24 protein-coding genes are annotated in these 25,861 nt (G+C 56.9%); 11 read left to right on the forward strand and 13 right to left on the reverse strand.

Translation table 11 applies throughout. From position 1 onward, the window contains the following. Window positions 1–3 precede the first annotated feature (3 nt). The 5 genes from ACS4RS_RS03645 to ACS4RS_RS03665 are packed head-to-tail and all read left to right on the forward strand — an operon-like array spanning window position 4 to window position 5,927. The gene (locus tag ACS4RS_RS03645; RefSeq protein ID WP_439008674.1) at window positions 4–1,239 is read left to right on the forward strand and encodes an ATP-binding cassette domain-containing protein; all 1,236 of its coding nucleotides are present in this window, start codon (window positions 4–6) and stop codon (window positions 1,237–1,239) included. Window positions 1,240–1,293: 54 nt separating this feature from the next. After that, window positions 1,294–2,994, forward strand: coding sequence for an FkbM family methyltransferase (locus ACS4RS_RS03650; RefSeq protein ID WP_439008673.1), 1,701 nt, complete (start codon window positions 1,294–1,296; stop codon window positions 2,992–2,994). After that, window positions 2,991–3,956: a glycosyltransferase gene (locus ACS4RS_RS03655; RefSeq protein WP_439008672.1), complete on the forward strand. Its 966-nt coding sequence runs from the start codon at window positions 2,991–2,993 to the stop codon at window positions 3,954–3,956. Before ACS4RS_RS03650 ends, ACS4RS_RS03655 begins: the two co-directional genes overlap by 4 nt. Further along, the gene (locus tag ACS4RS_RS03660; protein ID WP_439008671.1) at window positions 3,946–4,854 is read left to right on the forward strand and encodes an alpha-1,2-fucosyltransferase; all 909 of its coding nucleotides are present in this window, start codon (window positions 3,946–3,948) and stop codon (window positions 4,852–4,854) included. The genes ACS4RS_RS03655 and ACS4RS_RS03660 overlap by 11 nt, the downstream gene beginning before the upstream one ends. Next, on the forward strand, window positions 4,851–5,927 hold the full coding sequence (locus ACS4RS_RS03665) for a glycosyltransferase (protein ID WP_439008670.1): 1,077 nt from the start codon (window positions 4,851–4,853) through the stop codon (window positions 5,925–5,927). The genes ACS4RS_RS03660 and ACS4RS_RS03665 overlap by 4 nt, the downstream gene beginning before the upstream one ends. A gap of 32 nt (window positions 5,928–5,959) precedes the next feature. Here the strand turns inward: ACS4RS_RS03665 and ACS4RS_RS03670 are convergent, their stop codons facing one another. Both ACS4RS_RS03670 and ACS4RS_RS03675 read right to left on the reverse strand, forming a co-directional pair. After that, window positions 5,960–6,352: a hypothetical protein gene (locus ACS4RS_RS03670; RefSeq protein ID WP_439008669.1), complete on the reverse strand. Its 393-nt coding sequence runs from the start codon at window positions 6,350–6,352 to the stop codon at window positions 5,960–5,962. A gap of 20 nt (window positions 6,353–6,372) precedes the next feature. Further along, the gene (locus ACS4RS_RS03675; protein ID WP_439008668.1) at window positions 6,373–6,861 is read right to left on the reverse strand and encodes a glycosyltransferase; all 489 of its coding nucleotides are present in this window, start codon (window positions 6,859–6,861) and stop codon (window positions 6,373–6,375) included. 182 nt (window positions 6,862–7,043) lie between these two features. On the opposite strand from ACS4RS_RS03675, the gene ACS4RS_RS03680 reads away from it, so the two are divergent. The 3 genes from ACS4RS_RS03680 to ACS4RS_RS03690 all read left to right on the forward strand — a co-directional run bounded on the left by ACS4RS_RS03680 (window position 7,044) and on the right by ACS4RS_RS03690 (window position 11,365). Further along, window positions 7,044–8,195 carry a glycosyltransferase gene (locus ACS4RS_RS03680; protein WP_439008667.1) on the forward strand — a complete coding sequence of 384 codons (1,152 nt, stop codon included), beginning with the start codon at window positions 7,044–7,046 and terminating at the stop codon, window positions 8,193–8,195. Between the two features lie 571 nt (window positions 8,196–8,766). Next, window positions 8,767–9,387: an acyltransferase family protein gene (locus ACS4RS_RS03685; protein ID WP_449313884.1), complete on the forward strand. Its 621-nt coding sequence runs from the start codon at window positions 8,767–8,769 to the stop codon at window positions 9,385–9,387. Between the two features lie 703 nt (window positions 9,388–10,090). Beyond that, window positions 10,091–11,365, forward strand: coding sequence for an O-antigen ligase family protein (locus ACS4RS_RS03690; RefSeq protein WP_439008665.1), 1,275 nt, complete (start codon window positions 10,091–10,093; stop codon window positions 11,363–11,365). 203 nt (window positions 11,366–11,568) lie between these two features. On the opposite strand, the gene ltrA is transcribed toward ACS4RS_RS03690, so the two are convergent. From ltrA to ACS4RS_RS03710, 4 genes are all read right to left on the reverse strand, one after another. Next, a complete protein-coding gene (ltrA, locus tag ACS4RS_RS03695) occupies window positions 11,569–13,128 on the reverse strand; it encodes a group II intron reverse transcriptase/maturase (protein WP_449313990.1) in 1,560 nt (519 codons plus the stop codon). Between the two features lie 638 nt (window positions 13,129–13,766). Then, complete coding sequence (locus ACS4RS_RS03700; RefSeq protein ID WP_439008664.1) at window positions 13,767–14,561, reverse strand: anti-sigma factor; 795 nt, start codon at window positions 14,559–14,561, stop codon at window positions 13,767–13,769. After that, on the reverse strand, window positions 14,558–15,163 hold the full coding sequence (locus tag ACS4RS_RS03705; protein ID WP_439008663.1) for a sigma-70 family RNA polymerase sigma factor: 606 nt from the start codon (window positions 15,161–15,163) through the stop codon (window positions 14,558–14,560). Before ACS4RS_RS03705 ends, ACS4RS_RS03700 begins: the two co-directional genes overlap by 4 nt. Window positions 15,164–15,209: 46 nt before the next feature. After that, on the reverse strand, window positions 15,210–15,746 hold the full coding sequence (locus ACS4RS_RS03710) for a tetratricopeptide repeat protein (RefSeq protein WP_439008662.1): 537 nt from the start codon (window positions 15,744–15,746) through the stop codon (window positions 15,210–15,212). A gap of 169 nt (window positions 15,747–15,915) precedes the next feature. Here ACS4RS_RS03710 and ACS4RS_RS03715 point away from each other — a divergent pair, with 169 nt between their 5' ends. From ACS4RS_RS03715 to ACS4RS_RS03725, 3 genes are all read left to right on the forward strand, one after another. Beyond that, window positions 15,916–16,968: a 3-oxoacyl-[acyl-carrier-protein] synthase III C-terminal domain-containing protein gene (locus ACS4RS_RS03715; protein WP_439008661.1), complete on the forward strand. Its 1,053-nt coding sequence runs from the start codon at window positions 15,916–15,918 to the stop codon at window positions 16,966–16,968. Beyond that, window positions 16,965–17,468, forward strand: a complete 504-nt coding sequence (locus ACS4RS_RS03720; RefSeq protein WP_439008660.1) for an isoprenylcysteine carboxyl methyltransferase family protein — start codon at window positions 16,965–16,967, stop codon at window positions 17,466–17,468. Before ACS4RS_RS03715 ends, ACS4RS_RS03720 begins: the two co-directional genes overlap by 4 nt. A 73-nt stretch (window positions 17,469–17,541) precedes the next feature. Beyond that, a complete protein-coding gene (locus ACS4RS_RS03725; RefSeq protein WP_439008659.1) occupies window positions 17,542–18,789 on the forward strand; it encodes an FAD-dependent oxidoreductase in 1,248 nt (415 codons plus the stop codon). Here the strand turns inward: ACS4RS_RS03725 and ACS4RS_RS03730 are convergent. The 7 genes from ACS4RS_RS03730 to rirA form a co-directional block, all read right to left on the reverse strand. Continuing rightward, window positions 18,779–19,318, reverse strand: coding sequence for a gluconokinase, GntK/IdnK-type (locus tag ACS4RS_RS03730; protein ID WP_439008658.1), 540 nt, complete (start codon window positions 19,316–19,318; stop codon window positions 18,779–18,781). The genes ACS4RS_RS03725 and ACS4RS_RS03730 overlap by 11 nt on opposite strands. Window positions 19,319–19,390: 72 nt before the next feature. Further along, entirely contained in the window at window positions 19,391–20,344 is a 954-nt protein-coding gene (locus ACS4RS_RS03735) for a dipeptide ABC transporter ATP-binding protein (protein ID WP_439008657.1), read from the reverse strand. Beyond that, entirely contained in the window at window positions 20,341–21,357 is a 1,017-nt protein-coding gene (locus tag ACS4RS_RS03740; protein WP_439008656.1) for an oligopeptide/dipeptide ABC transporter ATP-binding protein, read from the reverse strand. The genes ACS4RS_RS03735 and ACS4RS_RS03740 overlap by 4 nt, the downstream gene beginning before the upstream one ends. Next, window positions 21,357–22,247: an ABC transporter permease subunit gene (locus ACS4RS_RS03745; RefSeq protein WP_439008655.1), complete on the reverse strand. Its 891-nt coding sequence runs from the start codon at window positions 22,245–22,247 to the stop codon at window positions 21,357–21,359. Before ACS4RS_RS03745 ends, ACS4RS_RS03740 begins: the two co-directional genes overlap by 1 nt. A gap of 9 nt (window positions 22,248–22,256) precedes the next feature. Next, window positions 22,257–23,261: an ABC transporter permease subunit gene (locus tag ACS4RS_RS03750; RefSeq protein ID WP_439008654.1), complete on the reverse strand. Its 1,005-nt coding sequence runs from the start codon at window positions 23,259–23,261 to the stop codon at window positions 22,257–22,259. 87 nt (window positions 23,262–23,348) lie between these two features. Then, a complete protein-coding gene (locus ACS4RS_RS03755; protein WP_439008653.1) occupies window positions 23,349–24,944 on the reverse strand; it encodes an ABC transporter substrate-binding protein in 1,596 nt (531 codons plus the stop codon). A 361-nt stretch (window positions 24,945–25,305) separates the two neighbouring features. Continuing rightward, window positions 25,306–25,788: an iron-responsive transcriptional regulator RirA gene (rirA, locus tag ACS4RS_RS03760; protein ID WP_439008652.1), complete on the reverse strand. Its 483-nt coding sequence runs from the start codon at window positions 25,786–25,788 to the stop codon at window positions 25,306–25,308. Between the last annotated feature and the right edge of the window lie 73 nt (window positions 25,789–25,861).

Genomic DNA, 25,861 nt, shown 5'->3' on the forward strand with positions numbered 1-25,861 from the left:
AACATGCCTCCAATTATCAGCGTGAACGATATCGGTAAAGAATACCGGCTTAACGCAGTACAAAATCAGCATGACACGTTGCGCGATAAAGTTGCCTCGCTTTTTTCTCGGTCGACGCATAGCCACGCCGTTAGTGAGTCCGCAAGCAATGACTTCTGGGCACTTCAAGGTGTTGATTTCGACGTCTCAGAAGGCGAGGTCGTTGGGATTGTCGGCCGCAACGGCGCGGGCAAGAGCACACTCCTGAAGATTTTGTCTCGCATAACCACCCCATCGACAGGCGAGGCCATACTCAACGGACGTGTGGGATCACTCCTAGAGGTCGGCACTGGGTTTCATCCAGAACTGACCGGGCGAGAAAATGTTTATTTCAACGGCACTATTCTTGGCCTCCGCAAACAGGAAATCAAAGCTCGCTTTGACGAAATAGTCGCGTTCTCTGGTATCGAGGAATTTATCGACACGCCGATCAAGCGTTATTCCAGCGGAATGAAGATGCGGCTTGCGTTCTCTGTTGCCGCGCACTTGGAACCAGAGATAATGATCATTGACGAGGTTCTCGCCGTTGGTGATGTGGATTTCCAAAAAAAGTGTCTAGGCAAGATTAAGGACGTTGCCAACGCTGGTCGCACCGTGCTCTTCGTGTCGCACAACATGAATGCTGTCAATCAACTCTGCTCACGCATCATCTGGCTGGACCGGGGGCGATTGAAAGCAGATAGTACGGATGTGCACGATGTTTGTGGTCGCTATTTGCTTGGGGAGCACGGTTCGCTAAAAGGTCTGCACGATGCCGACCGAGATGGCGCGCTCGATTCTGATTTCTTCTCTCTACGCTCGTTTCGATTAATTGATGGAGCAGGAAAGACGATAGACCGCACTGTGGCGGGCAGCCAAGGCTTCGGTGTCGAGATTGACGTGGATATCCGCCGCCTGAGCCCACTCTTGAATTTTGGCTTCGCTGTTATTGACGATCAGGGCAGACATGTATTTTGGTCAACCACGACCGACAAGTCGGAACAAGACTGGCCGACCTTGACGGTGGGGCGAAATATTTTAACCGCCAACGTTCCCGGGCACATCTTGAACGAAGACAGGTATAGAATTGATTTTTTTGCGTCGCTTCATGCCCAGGGCTGGATCTCCCAGCCAGCCAATACTCACGTCAGTGTTTTTCTACAAATTGCGGGAGGACTTAGCGACTCCCCTACTGGCGCTCACGTCGTCCAGGAACCGTAGCTCCTATTTTGAATTGGGTAGGCTCATAACAAACTGCTGCGCCGGGAGCAAAGCATGATCAAATTAGCATTTATCACACAGCACACAAGCTGGCCGTGGCGAAGGCAGCTACCCCAAAGGCAAGCTTCGTTTGACGGCGTCGAATTCTTCGTAGCGACGACTGATGCCGATTTCGTAGTGGTGTATGATGCTTTGCCGAGCGGATCGCAGCCTGTGCCTGCAGGTGCCAAGACAATTTTTGTGGCCTCTGAACCGCCTAGCGTTAAGAGGTACAATCCGGACTTTCTTGGGCAGTTCGATTTTGTAATCACACCCGACAGGCAAACTCCGCATCCCAACCGCATTTTCACACAAGCGGGATTGCCTTGGCACGTTGGCACAATGTCCGCTGGCGGTGCGCTGCTAGATAAACCGATGTCTTTTGAGGATTTTCGGACATACAACCCGGTCAAGACGAAACTAGTGTCGGTCGTTTCGTCAAACAAGGACTTCACCGAAGAACATAGAGCGAGACTTGCCTTCGTTGCAAAGCTCAAGGAGGCGTTCGGGGATCAGATTGATATTTTTGGTCGAGGTATCGTCGATTTTGCGGACAAGCGAGATGTCCTCGATGAGTATCGATATCATATCTCGCTCGAAAACTGCGCAATTCCAGACTACTGGACGGAAAAACTTGCCGATCCTTATCTGACCCTGACGTTTCCAATTTATTACGGTTGTACGAATGTCTTGGACTATTTTTCCGAGGGCTCGCTGAGGCAGATAAATATCGAAGAACCTAATGAAGCCATCGCAGCTATCAGAGATATCATTGAATCTGATCTTGCTGAACGAAGCAGAGATGAACTTCTTGAAGCTCGCCGACGAGTGATGCACGAACAAAACCTTTTTGGCGTTCTGGCACGCATTGCACGTCAACATACCAGCGACCCTGGCGGGCAGGTTCCTAAAAACAGCAAAACTTTAAGAGCTGAAAGCAGATTTGCGTCTACGCCCCTAAAGCGACTGAAATTTCAAATCATCCGTCAGCTAGAGAAATCTCCCACGCTGAAGAAGATTCCTGGTGGGATTAGAGCGAGAAGAGCGAAATTCCTCCGTAGATTCAATCACTTTTGGCGGCTCGCGACCGATGACACGTATCGCGCGCATCAAAATTGGATAACCTCCTTTCCGGAAGATCAAATTCGTTATGAATATCCCTTAAGATTTAACGCGAATGTTTTGGACGTCGGTGGGTATCTTGGTGACTTCGCAGCCGAGTTTGTTAACCGCTATAACGCTCAGGTCGCGATTTTCGAGCCAGTTCCGAGATTTGCTGAACAGGTTGAAAATAGGTTCGCTGGAGAACCTAAAATCATTGTGTTCAGAGCAGGCCTCTCAGATCAGGACATGCAGGTCGAATTTGAGCTCGATGCCGATGCCTCAGGACAGTTTCAGTCATCTGGAAAACGAAAAATCCAGGTCGATCTGTGGGATGCTGCAAGATACTTCCGCGAGAGCCCTGTCACCGACTGGGATCTAATGAAGCTGAACATCGAAGGCGGAGAATATTCCCTACTTGAACGTTTGATTGAAACCGGACACATTTCCGCGATCCGCTATCTGCAAGTGCAGTTTCACTTGCATGTTCCAAACGCGAGGCGCAGGTATAGAAAGCTTGCTCGACAATTGCGGCGCACACACAGACTTGATTGGCGATATCCTTTTGTCTGGGAGTCGTGGACGCGTCGCGAAAAGGCTGGGGCGCCTGAATGAACCGCGCCACCATTGATGTCGTTATTCCAGTTTTCAACGGGCAAGACTACATAGAACACGCCATTAAGTCTGTCCAAAATCAAAGCCTTACTGTGGAGAAAATAATAATCGCCGATGATGGCTCACACGATAGCACATCGACAATTGTAGATCAGTTGAAGAAATTCGATGATCGGATAGTGTGGTTGCAGCTCCCGCACGCGGGCGTATCTGCGGCGAGAAACAGTGGGATCAAAGCTTCTAGTTCAGAATTTGTCGCGTTTCTTGACGCGGACGATATTTGGTTGCCTCGAAAGCTCGAACTCCAGATTGACGCGTTCAGGTTAGGTGGGAATAAAGTCGGGTTTGTTCATTCTTCCTATTTTTTTATAGATGAGTCAGGCAATCGTCTTTCGGACAAGAACGTTGTCCCACCAAAGCAACGTGGGGCAATATTCATGCCATTGCTGGTCGATAGTTACGTCCTGTCTGGCTCAGCCTCTAGCGTGCTTGTACGTCGCGAAGTCTTAGAGCAGTGCGGCTATTTCGACCAGCGGCTTTTTTACGGTGAGGATTGGGATCTATGGCTTCGGCTAGCGGCCATCAGTGATGTCGATTTCACGGATGAAGCAGTTGTTGGGATCAGGGTGCATGATCAGAGCGCACAAAGGAGATCAAGGCCCGGTAGGGAACTGGAGTTTTTTCAGCAGCATCTGATTGTCTACGAGAAGTGGCAGCATCTGCTGACTTCCAACCCGGAGTTTGTTCAAACGTTGCGGAGGCGCGCAGTTTGCACTGTGTTACCCGCGCTTCGAAATCCACTGGAGGTCAACAGGTTTTATACTGGTCTGTCGAAAATCGGGGACGTGCTTGGCGCTAAGATCTTCAGAAATAGGGTCCATTTCTGGTGGCAGGTCTTCCTTGAGATCCTCAGATATCTAAAATGGCGACTGAAAGGGAAAGAAAGCGCGGATGCAAGGTAATCCAATAAGACAGGGGCCGGTAGTTATCCGCTTGGTTGGTGGGCTGGGTAATCAAATGTTCCAATATGCAGCAGCGCTGGGCCTTGCGGAACATCAACGAAGACCATTGCTGCTTGATGTATCAGCTTTCGCGACCTACAAAATTAGGTCATATCAACTCGACTGTCTCAATGTGCCGCAAGACATTTATAGAGGTGCCCCGCTGGTTGGAGGTGTGTCGAGCTCGCTCGCCACACGTATTGCAAGGAGGCTAAAGGGCGGTCCGGTCTATCGTGACCAAGTCTACCGGGAGCCGCATTTTCATTTTGACCCTGCCTTCGCAAAGCTTGTAGGTGGGGAGATTCTTCTCGATGGCTATTTTCAGAGTCCCCGCTATTTCGAAGGTGTGGAAGACATTCTGCGTTCGCGGTTCAAGCTCTCAGGTTCTTTGACAGAATCTGCTGAGAAATGGGCCGAAAGAATTGAAGCTACCCCCTATAGTGTCTCGCTGCATGTGCGCCGTGGCGATTATCTCTCTAAAGCCGTCTCTGGCGTTCACTCTGCGCTTGACATGAGCTATTATCGTCGCGCCGTATCTCTGATAAATGTTTTATTGGAAGGTAAAGCCGAGTATTTCCTTTTTTCCGATGAACCGGATTTTGTTGCTCAGGCGTTTTCAGATGTGCCCGGCGCGCACGTAGTGCGGACCGACCCCCACGCGCCTTGGGAAGACATGTTTTTGATGGCCCGTTGTCGACACAATATCATTGCGAATAGCTCCTATTCATGGTGGGGGGCTTGGCTCAATGCCACTCCCGACAAGTGGGTGGTCGCTCCAGCCCGCTGGTTCGCTCCCGACAGGCTTGCTGCTTGCAACGTTCTCGACCTTTATCCTGACGACTGGATATTGTTGAAATGAGCAAGACTCCGGCCATCAGCGTCGTTTTGCCGGTTTACAACGGCGAGGCCTTCTTGCGCGAGGCGGTAGAAAGCATTCTCGAACAAACTTTCACTGACTTTGAGCTGATCATTATCAATGATGGCTCAACTGATGGAAGCGGTCCGCTTTCGCGAGAACTTGCCACTCTTGATCGCCGCATCGTACTAGTTGAACGGCCCAACGACGGTCTTGTATCTGCGTTAAATGAGGGCATCTCTCGGGCAAGGTCTAACCTCATTGCGCGCATGGATGCCGATGACGTGGCCATGCCGGAGCGTCTCGAGCTTCAATATGCTCGGATGCAGGCCGAGCCGCAACTTGGTGTTCTGGGAAGCTTCACCCGACTGATGGATAAAACAGGTTCGATTATCCGGCTAAGCGATTATCCTGTCACAGAGTTGGAGGCGGCGCGTTTCCTTGAACGGGGTTGCCCGATCGCTCACCCAACGGCGATGATGCGACGTGAGGTAGTGCTAGCGGCAGGTGGCTACCGCAAGGCTTTTTCGCACTGCGAGGACTACGACCTCTGGCTGCGCGTGAATGAATTGGGCTACGGAATCGCCAATCTTCCGAAGCCACTGCTAAATTACCGTATGCATGGTGGAAATGTGTCCGCGGTACACAGAGAAGCGCAGGAGCTAGGAACGCTGATAGCTCGACTTGCACATCGCGTGCGCAAGGCAGGTTTGCGTGACCCAACCGAGGGTGTGGATAGGATCTACTCTGGTTTGATCGATGTGATTCCTATCCACCTGCGTCAGGATGTAGAGGCCACGACCTTCGTTGTGCGGAATGCCTATATTTCGCTCTCAGGCGAAGACGCGTTGGAAACCGCGTGGCTACAGTACCGCAGCTTGGACCCTAAAGCACGTCGCGAGTCGTTGATGTGCGACTTTCTCATGCGATTATTATCTGGAGCTGTCCGCAACCGGGCCTATAGCCTTAGCCTCCGGGTGCTCCTAGAAGCTCTGCGCTTGCACCCCCGCCCGTGTTGCCGCTTGCTCTGTGGGAAGTTCAATGCCACTGTGCAGCGATTGTACTCCGGTCTTTGAAAGATCCCCCACTTTTCGCCGCTCCATAGTTCTTACAAAAGCAGCGCTAGCTTCGGCGCAGGGTGGACGTGCCATCCAGGCATGGGGATGATAGTGAGCCGCGGTTGCGCTGCCAGGGAAGCCATCATGAGGGTGCCGAACGCTGGAAACCGGCCTTCTCGCCAGGCCGACGCTGCTTGCTCATAAAAAAGATAGGCCGCAGCCGTACGTCGCAATCTCTTGCTCGTGGTTAAGGCCCTGATACGCTGGCGGATTGCATTTGCTGCAACGGTGACCGCAGCGAAATTGGTATTGCTGCCTCGCTCAATTCCAGCCGCGACGAGGTTCTGCACCTTTAGCTCAAATCCGGAAAGCCCAATGCGTATAAACCATTCATAATCTTCGAGACGCCGCAAGTCACAGTCCGCACCGCCTACCTCGCGCATAATTACCTTCTGATTGAGGATTATACAGGAACCAGGAGAAAACCAGCAGCCTCGGAAGAAGTCTGCGGCCTGCTGCGCAGGGAGGGGAATTCGTTCTCGTAGAATCGTCCCATCAGGTTGGAGATCGCGCCATCCGCAGCCGTACACGGTGCGGCCTTTTGCCGGGCTCTTTCTCTCTGCATCTTCCAAAAAAACCAGCGTAGCTGCAGGGTTCCAGGTAGCAGCCAGTCGTCGCTGTCCAGGAAACTCACCCAATCTGTGCGGGCTGCGAGCATTCCGACGTTGCGGCAGGCGGCGGGGCCACGATTCTCAGACTGTCGGATAATCCGAACACGGCCTGTTTCAGCGAACGCTGCCGGCAAAGTTAGGGGCTGTGGGGACGCGTCGTCGACAACTATGATCTCCTCAGGCTGCCAGTCTTGCGACAAGATGCTGGTAATGGCGCGCACCAGTTTGTCTTGGCGCCCATACGTTGGGATGATAAAGGTCAGCGGAATATTTGACGTCATGTCTGCTCTTTGCCGAGTTGGGACGATCAGATTATGGAAGCGTCCATTGACAGCTGGCAGAATTCAATGGCAATGCGCAAACGCAAGGTGTATTCGGCACTGAAACATGTAGGCGTTGACGGCTAGAATTTGCTCGCGCACAACATTTACCGCCGTCAATTTCTAAGATAGATAGCAATCGAATGTCCACCTTGGTAGTGATCTGCAACGACCTCGACTACTTTCTTCGCCATCGAGCAGAAGTTCCCGCGAGGCTCTCTCGCGAAGGTCATCAAGTGATAGTTGCGACCGGAGGTCGCAAAGAGACCCATATTGAGGGTCTCCCATTACAACTAAAACATATACCAATCAGCCGATTTTCGTTCAACCCGATTATGGACTGCGCCATAGCTCTCCGATCTTTTCTTCTGTTCATTCGCACGCGTCCGAAAGTCGTCCACTTGATCACTCTAAAGCCTGCTATTTATTCTGGCTTAGCTGCTTTGGCGACTAAAGCTCTCGGCAGAGGGCCCGAGAACCTGTTGATAACAATCCCGGGACTAGGTAGGCTGATGTCGCCATCCAGTAGGATGATGGGGACTCGGGCAATTTTAGCTCGTCGATTGATCGGTTTAGCCTTCAAGTTTATTTCGTCACGGAGTTGCTCTCATTTTACCTTTGAGACACAACACGATCGCGAAATCTTTCTCAATCAAGGGCTGGTAAAACCCGAAAATTCCACTGTAATCAAGGGCGCGGGCGTAGATCCGGAGCTGTTCTACGCGAAAAGTCAGGAGGACTTTACGCTTCCGCTGAAATTTCTGTTTGCCTCAAGGTTACTCAAATCCAAAGGTCTTGAGGCATTTTTGATCGCGGCCGATCGGTATGCTGATCAAGCGGTGGTTAAGTTTGTGGTAGCCGGCATGGTCGAGCCCGAGGATCCTGATGGCTATTCAGCCACAGAACTGGCTGACAATTCGTCCATCACATTTCTCGGTGAGGAAACTGACATGCCTTCCCTTTTAAGAAAAGTCGATCTTGTGTGTCTTCCAACATTGTACGGTGAGGGAATTCCAAGAATACTGATCGAAGCCTCAGCTTGTGGGGTAGCGTCTCTTGCTACCGATGTGGCAGGGTGCAACGAGGTGGTGAAGAATGGGAAAACGGGCTTTCTGATACGCGCCGGAAAGCCGACTGAAATGGCCGATGAAATAGAATCCATACTCATTCAGTACGTTGAAAGCCCTAAACTTTTGAGGGATCACTCTGAAGCAGCGCTGGCTCTTTTCCAAAGTGGGGATTTTTCCCAAGCTTCTGTCACAGGTCGGTTTATTGAACTGCTGAAGGTGGCGTGAGGTAGGATACGTCCTCGTCTTCGAAGTTGGCCATACATTTCAGGAATGAGCCGCTGAGGCATGCAACGATCTCTTTGGGATATCTTGGCAGTCACGACAGTTCGATATCTGGATAGACGAAGGCTGCTGTAAGCAGTCAACTGAGCGGAGCGCGAGCTATCGATCGGTTCTTCGTTTGGCCGGCTCAAACGCGAAGGTCGAATGGAACTCGACAAGACCTCATGATCTGGTGGCTCATTGGCAACGAAGGTTTCATTAACAGGATGGTTTGCGAAGGATCGCTGCTGCCTGCATGCTGGTCTGTTATTCTGTAGTGATGTTCGATTTCGGCATGATCACGCGAGACGCTCGTTACGCGCAGTTAGATATCGACAGGTGGTTTTTTCCGCACATACCGTTCATGGTGCCCAGTCCCAAACCGGTGAATTAACCACAGCCAATTAGCGCCTGCTTGTTGTTTTTCTTACGGCAACGGGGTAGCTCACCGATGGTGCAATTGGGGGCCATATTTATGCTGGCAAGAAGCCAAACGCGGATAGGCCACCTCGACGCACTGCGTGGAATCGCTGCAATGATGGTTTTCATGATCCATGCGGGTGGATGGGGCCTTCGTTCGCTCGGCACAATCGGAAATTCAATTGTAGATCACGGAAAATATGGGGTCACGATATTTTTTGTCGTTTCGGCGTATTGCCTCTGTCTGAAAGCACTACCGCAAGATGTTGGATGCCAAGGTTTTTGGCGTTCGTTCTTTTTGAAGCGAGCTTTTCGAATAATACCAATGTATTTTGTAGCAATTACGCTGGCCGCTGTATATTTGCCATCAGAACACTCGGCCGACAGCTGGCTGGCTCATTTCACCTTTGCGAACATCTTGTTGCTCAAGTATACGAACGATATCTTGGGCGTGGAGTGGTCCGTGCCTGTGGAAATTAGCTTCTACCTTCTTTTTCCAGTGTTTTTGATTGCAGTCAGAAACGCACCCAAGATAGCGGCGCTCGTTACAGTCGCGATCGCAATTCCGATTTTGCGCACAACAATGCACGAGGAGATCGGAGGCGCATTCTTGGAGTTCAGACAATATACGCTCTCATGGCACCTGTACGCTTTTCTGCTAGGCGCGTTGACATTCGAAGCAAGCCGTATTGGCCTGTTTGATAGTGCTAAGCGCGCACCCAATCTCTTTTTTTGATGCCAAGCGCTGCGATTTTGACCTGTTTAATTGCCAAACAGGAGAATGATTGGAGCGGTCCAGTAATTGCCGCTGTTACAGCACTGCTGCTCTTGAACGCCAACTATGAAGGTGCTGTTTCCAAGCTGACAAACCCCGCATTAAGGTACCTGGGCACCATCAGCTTCTCTATATATCTGCTCCACCCTTTCTTCCTCCACGCCCTAGGTCCATTTATGGCCGTTCCAGCTACTCTAGGCGCTGCCGCAATAGCTTACTGCTTCGTTGAAAAGCCGGGTCAAAGGCTGGGTCGAAATATCATCGATCAACTGTCCAGTAGGTCAATTCTACGCCAGTGAAAGCATAGCAAAACCGACGCAGCCGATGCGGAGGAAATATGTGAGGCCGTGACGCGACCAACGATAGAGGGGCTCGATTTCTTTGAACAGCTATTCGTCGACGGGCTAGGTCTTGGATCTGGCTTTCACCGGCGCGGAGACCAATCTGCCGCCTGAGCCATTGTTTTTAGGCAGCGGCCTTCGCCGTGTTTTCTACCAACTTGCGTCGCATCCGCTTTCCACCACGTCATAAAACCACCTTCGCCCATAGATCCTGTTGCTGGAATACCACGAGCCTTAAAGCCATAGATTGCACTCAATCCCCCACTTGACAGGCGTGATCACGATCCTTAGCCAGACGGCATCGGCATGGTCAGGATCGGCGCGTGAAATACCTCAGACAACTGAAGATAGAAGTGCTCTATCCCGAGATTGGGGCAGGAAGCGTACGCGATCGGAACAACCGGATCGCGGTCTTTCTGTTTGCAATCCTTCCTGGACTTTCGCCGAACTTTAACTCGTTCATCCTTCTCGGATCGATGGCGTGGGGCCTCTACTGTCTGGCGACGGGCAGCCTTGCCTTGAACCTGTCGAAATCCGACCGGCTGGTTGCCATTGGCATGTCGGTCTACCCACTGGTGATGATCGCGAGCATATTCGTCAATCCGCCCTACTCCGAAGAACTGGACTGGATATTCCGACTGCTGCCGTTCTTTTCGGTCTGGCTGATATTGCCACGGATGCGCCAGTCTCCTGATGGCCGCCTTGTGCCGCTGTTTATCCTCAGCGCAGGTATCGGCATGATCGTTACCTTTCTTTTCAGTCTGCTGCAGATCATGTTCCTGATGGGCAGGGCGGAGGCCGGGACTTCGAACGCTGCGCTGCTGGGCGTCATAGGGGTTCTTTTCGGCGGCATCGCGCTTCTCAACGTTCAATCACCCAAGAGCGTCGAGCAACGAATTGCCATACTGGGATATGCCGCCGGTCTAGGTTGCGCCCTGCTTTCCGGAACGCGCTCGGCGTGGCTGGTCATTCCCATCCATATCGTCATCTTTCTCTGGTATTTTCGCAAACACAGCTTCCATCTGAGTTTGCGCAGCCTCGCCATCACCGGCTCTTTGCTGTTTGCCGGACTTATCGCCCTCGGCAGCGGCCAGATCCTCCATCGCATCGAGGCACTGCAGGACAATATGGCATCGCTCGAACGCAGCGACGGCGAAGTCACGTCTCTCAGTGCACGGCTCGCTCTGTACAAGGGTGCAGTGTCAGCAATCAGCAAGGACCCGTTGACCGGTTATGGCCCGCAAAACCGGATGGCTTCGGTTCTGGCAGAGCTGCCCGAGAGCATAAGGCCGCAACTGACCTATTCGCATGTCCATAATGGTTTTCTCACCGCGGGGATCGACGCCGGCATTTTCGGCATTGCAGCGCTTTCACTGATGCTCGCGACACCTGTGATCGGCGCGTGGCGAAAGGAAGCCGGGCCGGGCCGGGACTTGGCCATCGCGATCGCTCTTCTGCTCGTCAGCAGTTACGTCATAACCGGTAGCTTTGGCATCATGTTCAATCAGAAGGCCTTGGACCCGATCTTTGCCTATCTGGTCGCCCTGATTTGCGCGGATCGCGGCAGCACAGGTTTTGCGCCCGTCGTTCGCGACTGAAGTCTGGGATCCAGGCAGATACCGAAAATATTCTACACGTTAAAATCGCTATCCGCGCCTGCTTCTGGTTGCGGCAGTCAGCACAATCACTTACATATTCATTGAAAAACCTTGGCGCATCGAGTGGGGGCACCACCTCGCGGTGGCACCCCCCTCTAAGAACCGTGCAAGCGAGTTTCCCCACACACGGCTCAAGCATCCGGCTACGCAGTAATGCGACTTCGGAGGTGCTTCTCCTTGCAACGCAGCTCCCAGTATATCCTGAGATCTGGGTCGAAGGGGGAGGCTCGACCTTTCACTTTTACCCAGCGAAGAATCTTGAAGAAGTCGTGCTTGAGCAGCCCGCGTTTTCCATCATTAAGCTGCCATTGGCGGGAGCCAACACCATTTTTGAAATAGTGCTGTGCCACCCACTTGTGCGGCTTCTGAGGGTGTCGGCGCTTGGCCCATTTATAGATCATGGGCCATAGAGCGTTGTCGACTGTCGCAAACGTGCGTTTGGCGACGACATAGCGATAGTAAAGAGACCAACCCCGTATAACGAGGTTAAGGTTCGTGACCATCGATACTGTCCGGAGCTGCCGATTGCTTCTCAGGTAAGTGGAAATCTGTCTCAGATGATCCAAGACCTTTTCCTTCTGAGGTTTCACCAGCACCTTCCCTGACATCGTTCTGATGTTGAAGCCGAGGAAATTAAAGCCCTCGCTGATATGGACCAGCTTGGTCTTCGCTTCGCTCAGTTCCAATGCTCTTTTGGCTAGAAATTCCCCCAGCTTTCGGAGGACGTACTGTTCCGCTACTTCCTGCGAAGGGCAAAACACGACAAAGTCGTCGGCGTATCGGATGAGATTAACACCGCGATTGGGACCACTTCGCTTTCTGGGAGGTTTTGGTTTACCGCTAGGGTATTCAGCCCCGAAGAGCCGTTCCATCCCGTTGAGCGCAATGTTTGCCAGCAAGGGAGAGATGATCCCTCCTTGCGGCGTTCCCGCTTCGCTGTCCTTTCTCGTCCCGAGTTCCACCACTCCGGCTTTGAGCCACCGGAGAACGATATCATGAAAGTGTTCAGGGAGGAGCTCTATCAGGGCATCGTGGTCGATCATGTCGAAGCACGCACTGATGTCAGCATCCAACACCCACTGGCTTGCGCCAGTTTTATTTGCGGCCAGCCAGATAGCTTTGACCGCATCATGGGCCGACCGTCCCCGCCTGAAACCATATGAGTTCGCCTCGAAACGGCTCTCCCATTCTGGCTCCAGAGCGAATTTGACAATCGCCTGCATCACCCGGTCCTTCACAGTTGGTATTCCGAGCGGCCGTAGCTTGCCGGTGCTTTTGGGTATGTAGACCCGTCGCACTGGTGAGGCTCGGTACCCGTCGAAACTCAGACCGTTCTTCAAGAGGTCCATGCGCTCGGCGTCTGTGGAACAGACATAGCCATCCACACCTGCGGTGTGTTTACCCGAGTTGAGTTGCGTGACCTGACGGACCGCCGCAGCTTTCACATGGAAGGATCGCATCATGAGCTTTTGGAGGTTTTTGACCTTCGCGTGCTCACTGTTCTTTGCAGCCCGGAAGATACGCTCCTGCATCCGGCGTACTTCCATATCAACACTGGCCCAATTGATCTGGTTCCAAGAGTTAATAGGTCGTCGGGCTATCCGTTCGGCATTGCCGTCTAACGTCTTAGTCCGTTCTGCCATCGCGTCAGTTTTGCTTCCGTTGACACCAGTCAGAAGTCTGCGTCCTTTGGGACCGGCCATTTCCCGCAAGGGGACCTATCCTCCCTATTAATAGGAGGCATTCGCTTTCTCTGACATCTTTTACCCCCTAGACCATCCCCCTTCCTTGCGGTCGGGATACCGCTTACGCGGGGTCCGTGGGGCTTACCCGGTTCCTCTCTCTCCAGAACACGACGAGGTTAGGTGCCACCCCGTAGTCCGGTGGGGCCTACAAGTGCTGGGCAGGAGCTACTCACCTACTGCCCTTGCCCCACATACCTTTTGGTCACGGCCTATCAGCCTTATTTGGCCGTTTCGACATGACGGACCTTGCAGCAGTTCACTATATATTCACCATACCCGTCTTCCCTGGGACTGTGACCGGTCTAGGCTACCAGCCAACCGTCCGGTGTCACCGGGTCTCAGCACGTTGGATTACTCCGTCGCACCCCGGGATAGGGACATCTGAGCACTGCAGAGTCTCCAACGGCAGACGCCGTGGAGCACTAGGAAAAGAGGCATTCTCCGTCTAAAATTATCGACAAACATCAATAACTTATCGACAGATACGGTCGAACGAGTAGTCCGTCGCAGTTCGTTAAAGGCAACGTAGGGTCCGACGACCCCTAAGGCGACCTCAAGACCGTAACGCCTTGCAGCGGTTTGATCAAGGTCAGACGTCACCTCCCCCGTACTCCATCTGCAATCGCCGTCATCCTATCCGCGGGCGCGTGGCCGATCAGCATGAAGGCGTGCGTGCCGTTCGACCAGTAGACGACGTTCATACCCTTGCGGCTTTCGACATCCGGCGCCTTGGGGCCGGCATCGGAGCGGACGATGCAGAGCGCCATCGGCCCGGTTTCCGGGTCGAGATAGGCGATCTGGGCGAGCGGCTTGCCGTCATATTGCAGGAGCAGGGCGCGTTTGAAATCGATGCCCGGAAGCGCGACGGCTTGAGGAGAAAGCGACAGGCCGAGTTTTTCGTCGAAGGCGCCGAGCTGAGCGGCCTGGACGTCTCCGGCGGGCACAGGGCCGGCCAGCGTTTCCGGCGTATAGAGCGAGATATAATCGGCGACCACGGCGCGCCATTCGCCGTTTTCGTCCTTTGCCAAAAAGCGCGCTCCCATGCCGATGACGGCGCGGTCGATGGCGATGCCGGCGACCAGCGAGGCGGCAAGTGCGCCAAGGAGGCGGCGGCGGCCGGCGGATGCCGGCGCAGCAGCGGATTTTGCGCTCTCATGCGCGGGGATGGCCGCAAGCATCCTCTCCAGCTTCTCGCGCGGGGCCTGCGACAAAAGCGGGGCGAAGGCCTGCTCGAAAGGCAGGTTGGCGCGGGCGAGGAATTCCAGCCGCTCGGCGACAGCATGGTCTTCGTTCACCATGGCTTCGATGCGCGCGGCCTCCTCGGCCGCCAGTTCGCCGTCGATGAAGGCGGTGAGCTCCTCGTCGGAGGGAATGGTGTCTCTCTTGTTCATTGCCGTCCCCCTTCCCGCTCGTCGCCGGAGAGCTTGGCGCGGGCGGCCGCCAGCCGGCTCATCACGGTTCCGATCGGAATATCCAGTATGCCCGCAACCTCGCGATAGGAAAGTCCTTCGACATAGGCGAGGAAAACCACCGTTCTCTGCGCCTCGGGCAGCGCATTCACCCGTTTCAGCACCTGAGCGGCCATCACATGGGTTTCGGTATCGTGGGCGCCATCGAAGGTCAGCGCCTCGCCGGCATCGACGAAACCCTGGCCCTGGCGCACCCGGCGGGAACGGATCTCGTTCAGCCAGATCGAATGGAGGATCGAAAACAGCCAGCGGTCGAGCCGAGAGCCGGCGACGAACTGATCGGCACGTTCAAGCGCGCGAACACAGGTCGCCTGCACCAGATCGTCGGCGACATCGCGCTGATGCGAGAGAACGAGACCATAACGCCAGAGTCTAGCCAGATTTTCCGTCAGGCCGCTCCTGATATCCGCTGCGCTCGCGATGGCCGCCTCCGACGATCCTGCCTGTCTGGGAACCGCCGGACGAACCGGCGATTCCGTTCTCGCGCGACTATAGGCAGGAAACGAGGTGCGCGCGACCGACATTCTTAGATCCCTTTGCGTGGTTTCCTGTCCCCGCCGGTGCCGGCAATCAGATCTTCGACGGGTCGATGATGGCGGCGTTCAGATCCTGATATTCCTCACAAGTGGTGCCGCAGATCGCCTTGATGGTGCTCAACTGATCCTTGGCGAGGTCGAGCTGGCCCTTGATGACATAGGCTTCGCCGAGATATTCGCGGACCTTGGCGTATTGCGGATCCATCTTCACAGACTTGAGATAATAGGAAATGCCTTCGTCGGTGCGGCCGAGCTTGCGGGTGGCGTAACCGCGATAGTTCAGCACCTCGGCGGTGTTCTGATCCTTGACCGTGTCGAGCATGGCAAGCGCCTCCTCATAGCGGCCGGTCTTGGCCAGCGAATAGGCGTAGTCGGTGCGGTTCTCGTCCGAGACGTTGGCGCTCTGCTGCTTGACGCATTTCTTGGTCTTCTGATCGTAGATCTCACCCTTCTTGCAGGTCGGCATCGTGCTGCTGTCATTGCCGGCTGCAAAGACCGGGCCGGAGAAAACGGAAGCGGCAAGGCAGCCGCCGAGAAAGAGGGAAGCAATACGGACTGTCATGATCGTCATCGGAAAACTCCTCGAAAGTGACGTTGCGAGGAGAAAACACCGCTGCCCCGCGCTTTATTCGGCAGCCTCTCTATTTTCTCAATCACGGCTTCGTGAAGCCACCGCGGCCGAATAGATCGTCGAAACCGGGTGTTCTCAGCGTTACGCCGGGAACGACAAGGAGATTTTAGTGACCGATACCGTAAAACTCGTCAGCCTCGCCGTCGCCGCACCTGAACATGTCATTTTCCAGAAAGAAGCGGTCGAAGCCTCCGGCCGGCTGTTTGCCGATCGTTTTGAGGATTTCCGCCATCTTGCCCGCGTCTTCGACAGCGCCGGCATTCAAAAGCGCCATGCGGCGCGGCCGCTCGCCTGGTTCGACGAGGCGCATGGCTGGCAAGACCGGATGCAGGCCTATGCGGAGGTGGCAGGCGCGCTCTTTGTCGAAGCCGCAAGCTCAGCGCTTTCCCAGGCGGGGCTTGAAGCCGCGGACGTCGACTGTGTCGTGACAGTCTCATCGACCGGTTTTACGACGCCGAGCCTCGATGCACTGATGACCCGCAGGATGGGTTTCAGGCCCGATATCGAGCGCGTTCCAGTGTTCGGGCTCGGCTGTGCGGCCGGCGTCTCGGGCTTTGCGATCGCCTCGCGGCTGGCGCGAGGCCGGCCGGGCGCCGTCGTTCTCTTCATCTCGATCGAGCTTTGCACGCTTGCCTTCCGGCTGGACGAGTTGACGCGCCCGAACATCATTGCGACGGCGCTTTTCGGCGACGGCGCTGCCGCCTGCGTGCTGCGATCGGGCGAAGGCGGGTTGGCGGAGGTGGAATCGACGGGCGAGCATCTCTTTCCCGACACACTCGATATCATGGGCTGGAAGATAGACGACGGCGGCTTCGGCATCGTGCTGGCGCAATCCCTGCCGCCCTTTGCCGAAAAGGAGCTCGGCCCGGCGGTGACCGCCATTCTGGCGCGAAACGGCCTGACACCTGCAGATATCGGCCGCTTCATCTGCCATCCCGGCGGCACCAAAGTGCTGGCGGCGATGGAGAGCGCGCTTTCGCTGACGCCGGGCACGCTCGATCACGAGCGCGGCGTGCTTGCCGACTACGGCAATATGTCGTCGCCGACCATTCTGTTCGTGCTGGAGCGGGCGATCCGCGCCGGATTGCCGGAGCGCGCTGCGATGATAGCCATGGGGCCGGGCTTCTCGGCGAGCTGCGTGACGCTCCGGAGGGTGGCATGATCTGGCCGTCGATCGCGCTCCTTTGCTTCGTGACGCTGCAGCGGCTTGGCGAACTCGTGCTCGCCCGACGCAACACCGCCGCCCTTCTCGCCAGAGGTGCGAGGGAAGTTGCGCCAGAGCATTATCCCGCCATGATGGCATTGCATGCCGGCTGGATCATCGGCCTCTGGCTGCTGGCACCAGGCAGGCCAGTCGAGTCCCTGTGGTTTGCCGTGTTCATGGGGCTGCAGGCGCTGCGGCTTTGGGTTCTGGCGACGCTGAAAGACCGCTGGACGACGCGCATCATCATCCTGCCCGGCGCGCCGCTCGTCACATCCGGCCCCTATCGCTTCCTCCGGCATCCGAACTACGCGATCGTCGTCGGCGAGATCGCCGCCCTTCCGCTGGCCTTCGGTCTCCCCTTTTACGCGATCGGCTTTTCGCTTCTCAACGCCTGCGTCCTCTATGTCCGCATGAAGGCCGAAAATACGGCACTGAAAAGCGCAATGATTTTGAAATGAAGGCAATTTTTCGTTTGCCCCGCGGTATCGGCAGGGGCATTTTCACTGCGATAACAAAGCGGAATGCAGAGGAATGACGAAGAACGCAATCGTGCTCGGCGCCGGCATCGTCGGCGTGTCGACGGCTATCCATCTTCAACGGCGCGGCCGGCAGGTGACGCTGATCGACCGCAAGGATCCGGGCAACGAAACCTCCTTCGGCAATGCCGGCCTGATCCAGCGCGAAGGGGTCGCGCCCTACGGCTTTCCGCAGCAGCTCGGCCTGTTGCTGCGTTATGCTTTGAACAACCGCATCGATGCGCATTACCATCTGCGCACGCTGCCGAGCCAGCTTGCCTTTCTCGCCCGCTACTGGTGGAATTCGAACGCCCGGCGCCACGCAATCATCACCCGCGCCTATGCGCCGCTGATCGAAAATTCGATTGCCGAACACGAGGACCTGATCGAAGCGTCCGAGGCGCAAGCGCTGATCCGCAGGGATGGCTGGATAAAGATTTTCCGCACGCAGGCCAGGCGAGACGAAGCCCTTGGAGAGGCCGCACTTTGGCGGAGCGAATTCGGGGTGGCATATGACAGCCTGACCTCGGCCGATATCGCCCGCATGGAACCTGACATGACAGGCGATTTCGCCGGTGGCATCCGCTGGCGTGATCCCTGGTCGGTGCTCGATCCGCATGCGCTGACCTCGGCCTATCGCGGCTATTTCGAAAGTCTCGGCGGAAGGTTCGTCACAGGCTACGCCGCCTCGTTTGGACAGTTCGGCTCCGGCTGGAAGATCATGACCGGGGAAGGCCCGCTCGAAGCCGACGATGCGGTGATCGCGCTCGGCCCCTGGGCGGCGCTCGCAACACGCCGCCTCGGCTATTCCTTTCCGCTCGGCGTCAAGCGCGGCTATCACATGCATTATGCCGCCAAGGGCGATGCGGTGCTCAACAACTGGATGCTTGATGCCGAACGTGGCTATCTCCTTGCGCCGATGCGCCGCGGCATCCGCCTGACGACCGGCGCGGAGTTCGCAACGCTTGATGCGCCGAAGACACCGGTCCAGCTCGACCGGGCCGAGGCGGTTGCCCGCACGATCTTCCCGCTCGGCGACAGGCTCGATCCCGAACCCTGGATGGGGGCCCGCCCCTGCACGCCGGACATGATGCCGATCATCGGCAAGGCGCCGCGCCATCAGGGCCTGTGGTTCGCCTTCGGTCATGCCCATCACGGGCTGACGCTCGGACCGGTGACCGGCCGCGTGCTTGCCGAACTCATTACCGGCGAGACGCCGTTCATCGATACTGCGGCTTATTCGCCGCAGCGTTTCAACCCGTGACGCCGAGCGTGGCAAGCCCTTCGAGGGCCGTTGCCGCGATGCCTTGCACCGTATCGTCGATATCGACGGTGACGACACCTTGCTCGCCTGTCGGCACCTCAAGCGTCGCCAACTGGCTTTCGAGCAGCGAGACCGGCATGAAATGCCCTTTGCGCTCACCCATGCGCTGCGTCAGCAGCGCCTTCGACCCTTCGAGATAGACGAAGAACAGATTGCCGCCGGCCGCAGCCCGCAGCCTGTCGCGATAGATGCGCTTCAACGCCGAGCAGGAGACGATGATGCCCTCGCCTTTCTCAAGCGAGGCCTTGATGTCTCCGCCGATGCGGTCGAGCCACGGCATCCGGTCCTCATCGGTCAGCGCAATGCCCTTCGACATTTTCTCGACATTGGCAGCCGGATGCAGCGCATCGCCTTCGACGAAAGCCAGGTGCAGGGCATCCGCGAGCTTTTCGCCGACGGAGGACTTGCCGCAGCCGCTGACCCCCATGACGATGATCGCATGGGGCTTGTTCGTGCGCTGATCCGGCATGCTTCCTCCTGAAGCTTCTAACCTTTCAGTCAACCGCCTCACACTTTTCCTGGAATTACTCCATTTTCCCGCTCAGTCGAGCGGGAAATGACAGGCATATTGTTGGGCACCCTCTCCACTTAATTCGGGAGAAACCTGGCGGCAATAGTCCTGCGCCTTCCAGCAGCGCGGGTTGAAATGGCAGCCGGACGGCGGCTTAAGCGGCGACGGCAGTTCGCCCTGCAGGCGGATGCGGTTCTTCTCGCGCTCGGGATCGGCGATCGGCGTCGCCGACAGCAAGGCTGCCGTATAGGGATGGCGCGGCCGGGCAAAGACCTCGGCGGCGGGACCGGTTTCGACCGGGCGGCCGAGATACATCACCATCACCTCGTCGGCGATGTGATGGACGACGGAGAGGCCGTGCGAGATGAAGAGATAGGCAAGCCCCATCTCCTTCTGCAGATCCATCAACAGGTTCAGCACCTGCGCCTGGATCGAGAGGTCAAGCGCCGAAACCGGCTCGTCGAGCACCAGCACCTTCGGCCGCAGCATCAAAGCGCGGGCAATGGCGATGCGCTGGCGCTGGCCGCCGGAGAACATGTGGGGGTAACGGCCATGGTGTTCCGGACGCAGGCCGACGCGGGCCATCATCTCCTCTACCTTGCGGCGGCGGGCGGCGGCGTTGAGATCGGTGTTGATCTTCAGCGGCTCTTCGAGGATCGAACCGACCTTCTGGCGCGGGTTGAGCGAGCCGTAAGGATTCTGGAAGACGATCTGCACCTGGCTGCGCAGGCTGCGGTCGCCGACCCGGGCGGGCTTGCCGTCGATCAGCAATTCTCCCGCTGTCGGATTCTCGATCATGGTGACCAGGCGAGCGAGCGTCGACTTGCCGCAACCGGATTCGCCGACGACGGCGAGCGTCTTGCCGGAATGAAGGCTGAAGCTGACGCCGTTCAGCGCCTTGACCGTGGCATCGGCTTTGAAGAGACCGCGGTTGACGGTGTAGAAGCGGGCGAGATCCCGGCCCTCGAGAACAGCGCCTGTCATACCAGGTCTCCTGCAGTTTCAGTGGCCATGACGCCGGGATGCCCAAGCGGCTTGCCGTCCTTCAAAGGATAATTGCACAACGCCAACCCGAGCTCCGGCCCCTGGCGGACGACGCCGCGATCGCATTCGACCGTGGCGTAGCCACAGCGCGGCGCGAAAAGACAGCCCGTCGGGCGTCCGTGCTGGCCGGGAACGACACCGGCGATCGAGGGAAGACGCTGGCCGACCTCGGCGCGTTCCGGCAGGGCGGCGAGCAGGGCTGCGGTGTAGGGATGGTGCGGATCGCGGAACAGCGCCTTTACCGGCTGCTCCTCGACCTTCTGGCCGGCATATTGCACCTGTACGCGCTCGGCGGTTTCGGCGACGACACCCATATCGTGGGTGATCAGCACCAGCGCCATGCCCTGCTCTTTCTGCAGGCGCACAAGCAGATCGAGGATCTGGGCCTGGATCGTCACGTCGAGCGCGGTCGTCGGCTCATCAGCGATCAAGAGCTTCGGATTGCAGGCGAGCGCCATGGCGATCATGACGCGCTGGCTCATGCCGCCGGACATCTGATGCGGGAAGTTCGACAGGCGGTCTTCCGGCGCCGGAATGCCGACGAGGTTCAGAAGCTCGATCGAACGTTCGCGGCGCTCCTTGCGGTTGAGGCCCATATGGACGCGCAGGGTCTCACCGAGCTGGAAGCCGACGGTGAAACACGGATTGAGGCTCGACATCGGCTCCTGGAAGATCATCGCCATGTCCTTGCCGACGATCCTGCGGCGCTGGCGGCCGGAGATCCCCCGCAGATCCTGGCCGTCGAACTGCATGCGGTCGGCACTTATTTTTGCCGTCCAGGGCAGAAGCCCCATCAGCGCCAGCATGGCAACGGATTTGCCCGAGCCGGATTCACCGACGACCGACAGGATCTCGCCCTTGTCGCAGGCAAGCGATACGCGGTCGACGGCGCGGAAGAGACCGGAAGAAGTCTGGAATTCGACGGTCAGATTTTCAATTTCGAGAAGTGGCATCACGACCTCTTCAGCTTGGGGTCAAGCGCATCGCGCAGGCCGTCGCCCATCAGATTGATGGCGAGAACGGTGATGAGGATGGCAAGACCCGGGAATGTTACGACCCACCAGGCGCGCGAGATGAACTCGCGGGATTCGGCCAGCATCGTGCCCCATTCAGGTGTCGGCGGCTGGGCACCCATGCCGAGGAAGCCGAGGGCGGCGGCGTCGAGGATCGCGGCGGAGAAGGCGAGCGTCGCCTGGACGATCAGCGGCCCAAGACAGTTTGGCAGGATGGTCTTGAACATCAGGCGGAAGGTGCCGGCGCCGGCAACACGCGAGGCGATCACGTATTCCTTCTCGCGCTCCGTGATGACGGAGGCGCGCGTCAGCCGCACAAAATGCGGCTGGTTGACCAGCGAAATCGCGATCATCGCATTGGTCAGGCCGGGGCCGAGCACGGCCACCAACACGAGGGCGAGCAGCAGCGACGGGAAGGCCAGGATGATATCCATCAGCCGCATGATCGCCGTATCGACCTTGCCGCGGAAATAGCCGGCGACGAGGCCGATCAGAACGCCGCATACGACCGAAAGGGTGACGACGACGACGCCGATGAAGAGCGAGAAGCGCGCGCCGTAGATCAGGCGCGAAAGGATATCACGGCCGACGGCATCGGTTCCGAGCGGGAACGAGATGCTGCCGCCTTCCATCCAGGCCGGCACGGCGAGTAACACCTGGCGGTTCTGCTCGTTCGGCGTATGCGGCGCAAAGACCGGCGCGAAGACGGCGACGACCAGGATGACGGTGAAGACCACGAGGCCGATGACGGCGCCCTTGTTGCGGGAGAAATAATGCCAGAATTCCGCAAGAGCGGATGGCTGGCTGGTTTTGACGGTGACGGTGCTCATGAACCGCTCCTAGTGACGAATGCGCGGATTGATGAAGCCGTAGAGGACATCAACAATCAGATTGACCAGCATGATGACGCCGGCGATCAGCAGAAGGCCGCCCTGGACCACGGCGTAGTCACGCTTGAAAACCGAGTCGACCATCCATTTGCCGATGCCCGGCCAGGAGAAGATCGTCTCGGTGAGGATGGCGCCGGCCAGAAGAACGCCGATCTGCAGACCGATGGTGGTGATGACCGGGATCATCGCATTGCGCAGCGCATGCACGCCGACGACACGCAGCGGCTTCAGGCCTTTCGAGCGGGCCGTGCGAACATAGTCTTCGCCGAGCACCTCGAGCATCGCCGAACGCGTCTGGCGCGCAATGACGGCAAGCGGGATGGTCGCCAGAACAATGGTTGGCAGAATGAGGTAGCTGACGGCCGAGGCGAAGGCGCCCTTCTGGCCGGACAGCAGGCTGTCGATCAGCATAAAGCCGGTGACCGGCTTGAAGAAATACATCAGCGAGATGCGGCCTGAAACAGGCGTCCAGCCGAGATAGCCGGAGAAGAAGATAATGAGCAGCAGGCCCCACCAGAAAATCGGCATGGAATAGCCGATCAGGGCGACACCCATCACGCTTTGGTCGAACCAGCTGCCTCGCTTGACGGCGGCAAAGATGCCGGCGGGCACGCCAAGACAGACGGCGAGGATGATGGCACAGAAGGAAAGTTCGAGCGTTGCCGGAAACAGCGTCAGAAATTCGCCGAGAACCGGGCGCTTGGTGACGATCGAGGTGCCGAGATCGCCGTGCAGCACTTTTCCGAGATAATCGAAATACTGCACATACATGGGCCGGTCGAAACCGAGATCGTGCATGATCTGGGCGTGCCGTTCCGGCGCCATGACGCGCTCACCCGATAAAAGCATGACGGGATCGCCGGGCAGCATGCGGATGAACGAGAAGGCAATGAGGGAAACGCCGAGGAATGTCGGGATCAGCACCGCAAGGCGGCCGATGAAAAAACGCAACATGGCAGATGTCCAATAGTTTCCGGCGGTCAGGGGGTGCCTGACCGCCGGCTGCGCCCAGCTCTGCCGGGCATTCTTACATTTTTCTTGTTATTCGGATACGTCGACGCCGTCGAAGCGGTGAATGCCGAGCGGATCCATGAAGAAGCCGGTGACCTTCTTGCTCATCGGAACGAAGACGAGCGAGTGATCAAGCGTCGCCCAGGGGGCTTCCTTCTTGAAGATCAGCTGTGCCTGCTCATAGGCCTTGGTGCGCTCGCCGACATCGGCGGTGAGCTTGGCCTTGGTCATCAGATCGTCATATTCCTTGTTGCACCACTGAGCACGGTTGTTGCCGCCGACGGCATCGCAGCCAAGCAGCGTATCCATGAAGTTATCCGGGTCGCCGTTATCGCCGGTCCAGCCGAGGATGACGGCACCGTCGCGCTTCACGTCGGAGGAGAGCTTCAGATATTCGGCCCATTCATGGGTGACGATCTCGACCTTGACGCCGGCCTTGGCGAAATCGGCCTGGATCAGTTCGGCAGCGCGGCGCGCGTTCAGCATGTAGGGACGCGATACCGGCATCGCCCAGACCTTCATGCTGAGATCCTTGACGCCGGCATCGGCGAGAGCCTTCTTGGCGGCGTCCGGATCGTACTTGTCGTCCTGAACGGCGTCGTTATAGGACCACATCGTCGGCGGGATCGGGTTTTTGGCAACGGCCGCGGCACCCTGGAAGACGGCGTCGATGATCGCCTGCTTGTTGATCGCCATGTTGAGCGCACGGCGAACTTCCGGCTTGTCGAACGGGGCCATCTGCGTGTTGTAGGCGAGGAAGCCGACATTGAGGCCGGCCTGTTCCATCACCGTCAGATTGCCGTCCTTCTTCAGTTCGGGAACGTCAGCCGCATTCGGATAAGGGATCAGGTGGCATTCGCCGGCCTTCAGCTTCTGCGCGCGGACGGCAGCATCAGAGGTGATGGCGAAAACCAGATCGTCGATCTTTTCCTTGCCCTTGAAATAGGTTTCGTTGGCCTTGTAGCGGATGACGGCATCCGGCTGGTAGGCGACGAAGGTGAAGGGGCCGGTGCCGAGGGGCTGCTGGTTGAGCTGCGCCATCTTGCCGTCGGCGGCGAGCTTGTCGGCATATTCCTTGGAAACGATCGAGGCGAAGTCCATCGCCAGGTCGGCAAGGAACGGCGCTTCGGGATGGTTGAGCGTGAACTTGACCGTGAGGTCGTCGACCTTCTCGATCGACTTGATCAGATCCGGGAAGCCCATGCCGGCGGCGTATTCGTAGGAACCGCCCTCGACATACTTGTTCCACGGATTGTCGGCCTTCAGCTGGCGCTCGAAGGAGAACACGACGTCGTCGGCGTTGAAATCGCGCGTCGGCGTGAAGAAGTCGGTGGTCTGATACTTGACGCCGGGATGTAGCTTGAAGGTGTATTCCGTGCCGTCGGCCGAAACGCTCCAGCTGTCGGCGAGGCCCGGTTCGATCTCGGTACCGCCATGCTTGAATTCGACCAGCCGGCTATAGACCGTGCGCGACGAGGCGTCGAAGGTCGTGCCAGCCGTATAGAGGCTCGGGTCGAAGCCTTCCGGCGAACCCTCGGAGCAATAAACAAGGGTTTTGGACCAGGCCGACGTCGCCATGACCGAAATCAGGGCCGTCGCTGCCAGCATGACAGAGATCTTTTTCATAATTTTGTTTCCCGGTTGTTCTTTTTTGATGTCTGGAGACCGCAGATATTCATCCCGATCGACGGTCGATGGAACGATATTTATCTACTGAAAGCAACGGTCTACGGAGAAAATTTTTCCAGCTGGACAATTTTAGAAATTTTAAGTCAAAAATCGGCCTCATTTGGACAGATTCGGATAAAAACGTCCGGGATTTCGTCGTATCTTGGATAATTGCCCCTCTTAAACGTGTCGCGACCAATCGGATTCGCTTGCCACGGGTGGGATGTTTATGTCTTGCCGAGGGGCGAGACGCGCCAAAGCAAAAACCGCGATGGCCGGGGCCACCGCGGTTTGAAAACTCTGTCCTGCCCTTTTAAATTCAGGCGGCGGGCGCAACGATCGCGGGTTTGCGATAAGGCTGCTCGCCGGTGATTCCGAGAAGGAAATTGATCTGCGGCCGCGCCTTGACGAGGTCGTCGATGGAATAGTCCGACAGCACGGCGAAGAAGGCGTTGAGCGCCTTGCGCAGCGCCGAATTCAGGCCGCAGCTGTCAACCAGCGGGCATTCGACCACGCCGTCATCCTCGAAGCATTCGGCCATGGCGAAACTGTCTTCCGTCACCCTGACGACATCGAACAGCGTAATGTCGGCCGCCGGCTTGCCCAAACGCACGCCGCCATTGCGACCGCGCACGGTTTCGACGAGGCCGGCCTTGTTCAACGGCTGGAGGATCTTGAAAAGAAACAGTTCGGAAACGCCGTAAGCCCTGGCGATTTCCGGAATCCGACTCAAGTGCCCGTCGTTGGCAGCACAATACATCAACATGCGAACCGCATAGTTGGTCTGCTTCGTCAACCGCATGCCATTCTCCTGACTCGTGCCCGTTCAGACCTATATAGGCGGTTTGGTAGTTTTGAACAATTCCAAAATATGA

Source organism: Rhizobium sp. F40D2, assembly GCF_051810745.2.
Lineage (GTDB): Bacteria > Pseudomonadota > Alphaproteobacteria > Rhizobiales > Rhizobiaceae > Rhizobium.

Coding starts and splice junctions, on each gene's coding strand:
- ACS4RS_RS03750 (WP_439008654.1), bottom strand. CDS start 23,261: ATGTTGCGTTTTTTCATCGGCCGCCTTGCGGTGCTGATCCCGACATTC.
- ltrA (WP_449313990.1), bottom strand. CDS start 13,128: ATGGCCGGTCCCAAAGGACGCAGACTTCTGACTGGTGTCAACGGAAGC.
- ACS4RS_RS03755 (WP_439008653.1), bottom strand. CDS start 24,944: ATGAAAAAGATCTCTGTCATGCTGGCAGCGACGGCCCTGATTTCGGTC.
- ACS4RS_RS03660 (WP_439008671.1), top strand. CDS start 3,946: ATGCAAGGTAATCCAATAAGACAGGGGCCGGTAGTTATCCGCTTGGTT.
- ACS4RS_RS03705 (WP_439008663.1), bottom strand. CDS start 15,163: ATGTCGGTCGCGCGCACCTCGTTTCCTGCCTATAGTCGCGCGAGAACG.
- rirA (WP_439008652.1), bottom strand. CDS start 25,788: ATGCGGTTGACGAAGCAGACCAACTATGCGGTTCGCATGTTGATGTAT.
- ACS4RS_RS03740 (WP_439008656.1), bottom strand. CDS start 21,357: ATGCCACTTCTCGAAATTGAAAATCTGACCGTCGAATTCCAGACTTCT.
- ACS4RS_RS03700 (WP_439008664.1), bottom strand. CDS start 14,561: ATGAACAAGAGAGACACCATTCCCTCCGACGAGGAGCTCACCGCCTTC.
- ACS4RS_RS03720 (WP_439008660.1), top strand. CDS start 16,965: ATGATCTGGCCGTCGATCGCGCTCCTTTGCTTCGTGACGCTGCAGCGG.
- ACS4RS_RS03675 (WP_439008668.1), bottom strand. CDS start 6,861: ATGACGTCAAATATTCCGCTGACCTTTATCATCCCAACGTATGGGCGC.
- ACS4RS_RS03645 (WP_439008674.1), top strand. CDS start 4: ATGCCTCCAATTATCAGCGTGAACGATATCGGTAAAGAATACCGGCTT.
- ACS4RS_RS03685 (WP_449313884.1), top strand. CDS start 8,767: ATGATGGTTTTCATGATCCATGCGGGTGGATGGGGCCTTCGTTCGCTC.
- ACS4RS_RS03735 (WP_439008657.1), bottom strand. CDS start 20,344: ATGACAGGCGCTGTTCTCGAGGGCCGGGATCTCGCCCGCTTCTACACC.
- ACS4RS_RS03680 (WP_439008667.1), top strand. CDS start 7,044: ATGTCCACCTTGGTAGTGATCTGCAACGACCTCGACTACTTTCTTCGC.
- ACS4RS_RS03745 (WP_439008655.1), bottom strand. CDS start 22,247: ATGAGCACCGTCACCGTCAAAACCAGCCAGCCATCCGCTCTTGCGGAA.
- ACS4RS_RS03730 (WP_439008658.1), bottom strand. CDS start 19,318: ATGCCGGATCAGCGCACGAACAAGCCCCATGCGATCATCGTCATGGGG.
- ACS4RS_RS03650 (WP_439008673.1), top strand. CDS start 1,294: ATGATCAAATTAGCATTTATCACACAGCACACAAGCTGGCCGTGGCGA.
- ACS4RS_RS03655 (WP_439008672.1), top strand. CDS start 2,991: ATGAACCGCGCCACCATTGATGTCGTTATTCCAGTTTTCAACGGGCAA.
- ACS4RS_RS03725 (WP_439008659.1), top strand. CDS start 17,542: ATGACGAAGAACGCAATCGTGCTCGGCGCCGGCATCGTCGGCGTGTCG.
- ACS4RS_RS03710 (WP_439008662.1), bottom strand. CDS start 15,746: ATGACGATCATGACAGTCCGTATTGCTTCCCTCTTTCTCGGCGGCTGC.
- ACS4RS_RS03670 (WP_439008669.1), bottom strand. CDS start 6,352: ATGCGCGAGGTAGGCGGTGCGGACTGTGACTTGCGGCGTCTCGAAGAT.
- ACS4RS_RS03665 (WP_439008670.1), top strand. CDS start 4,851: ATGAGCAAGACTCCGGCCATCAGCGTCGTTTTGCCGGTTTACAACGGC.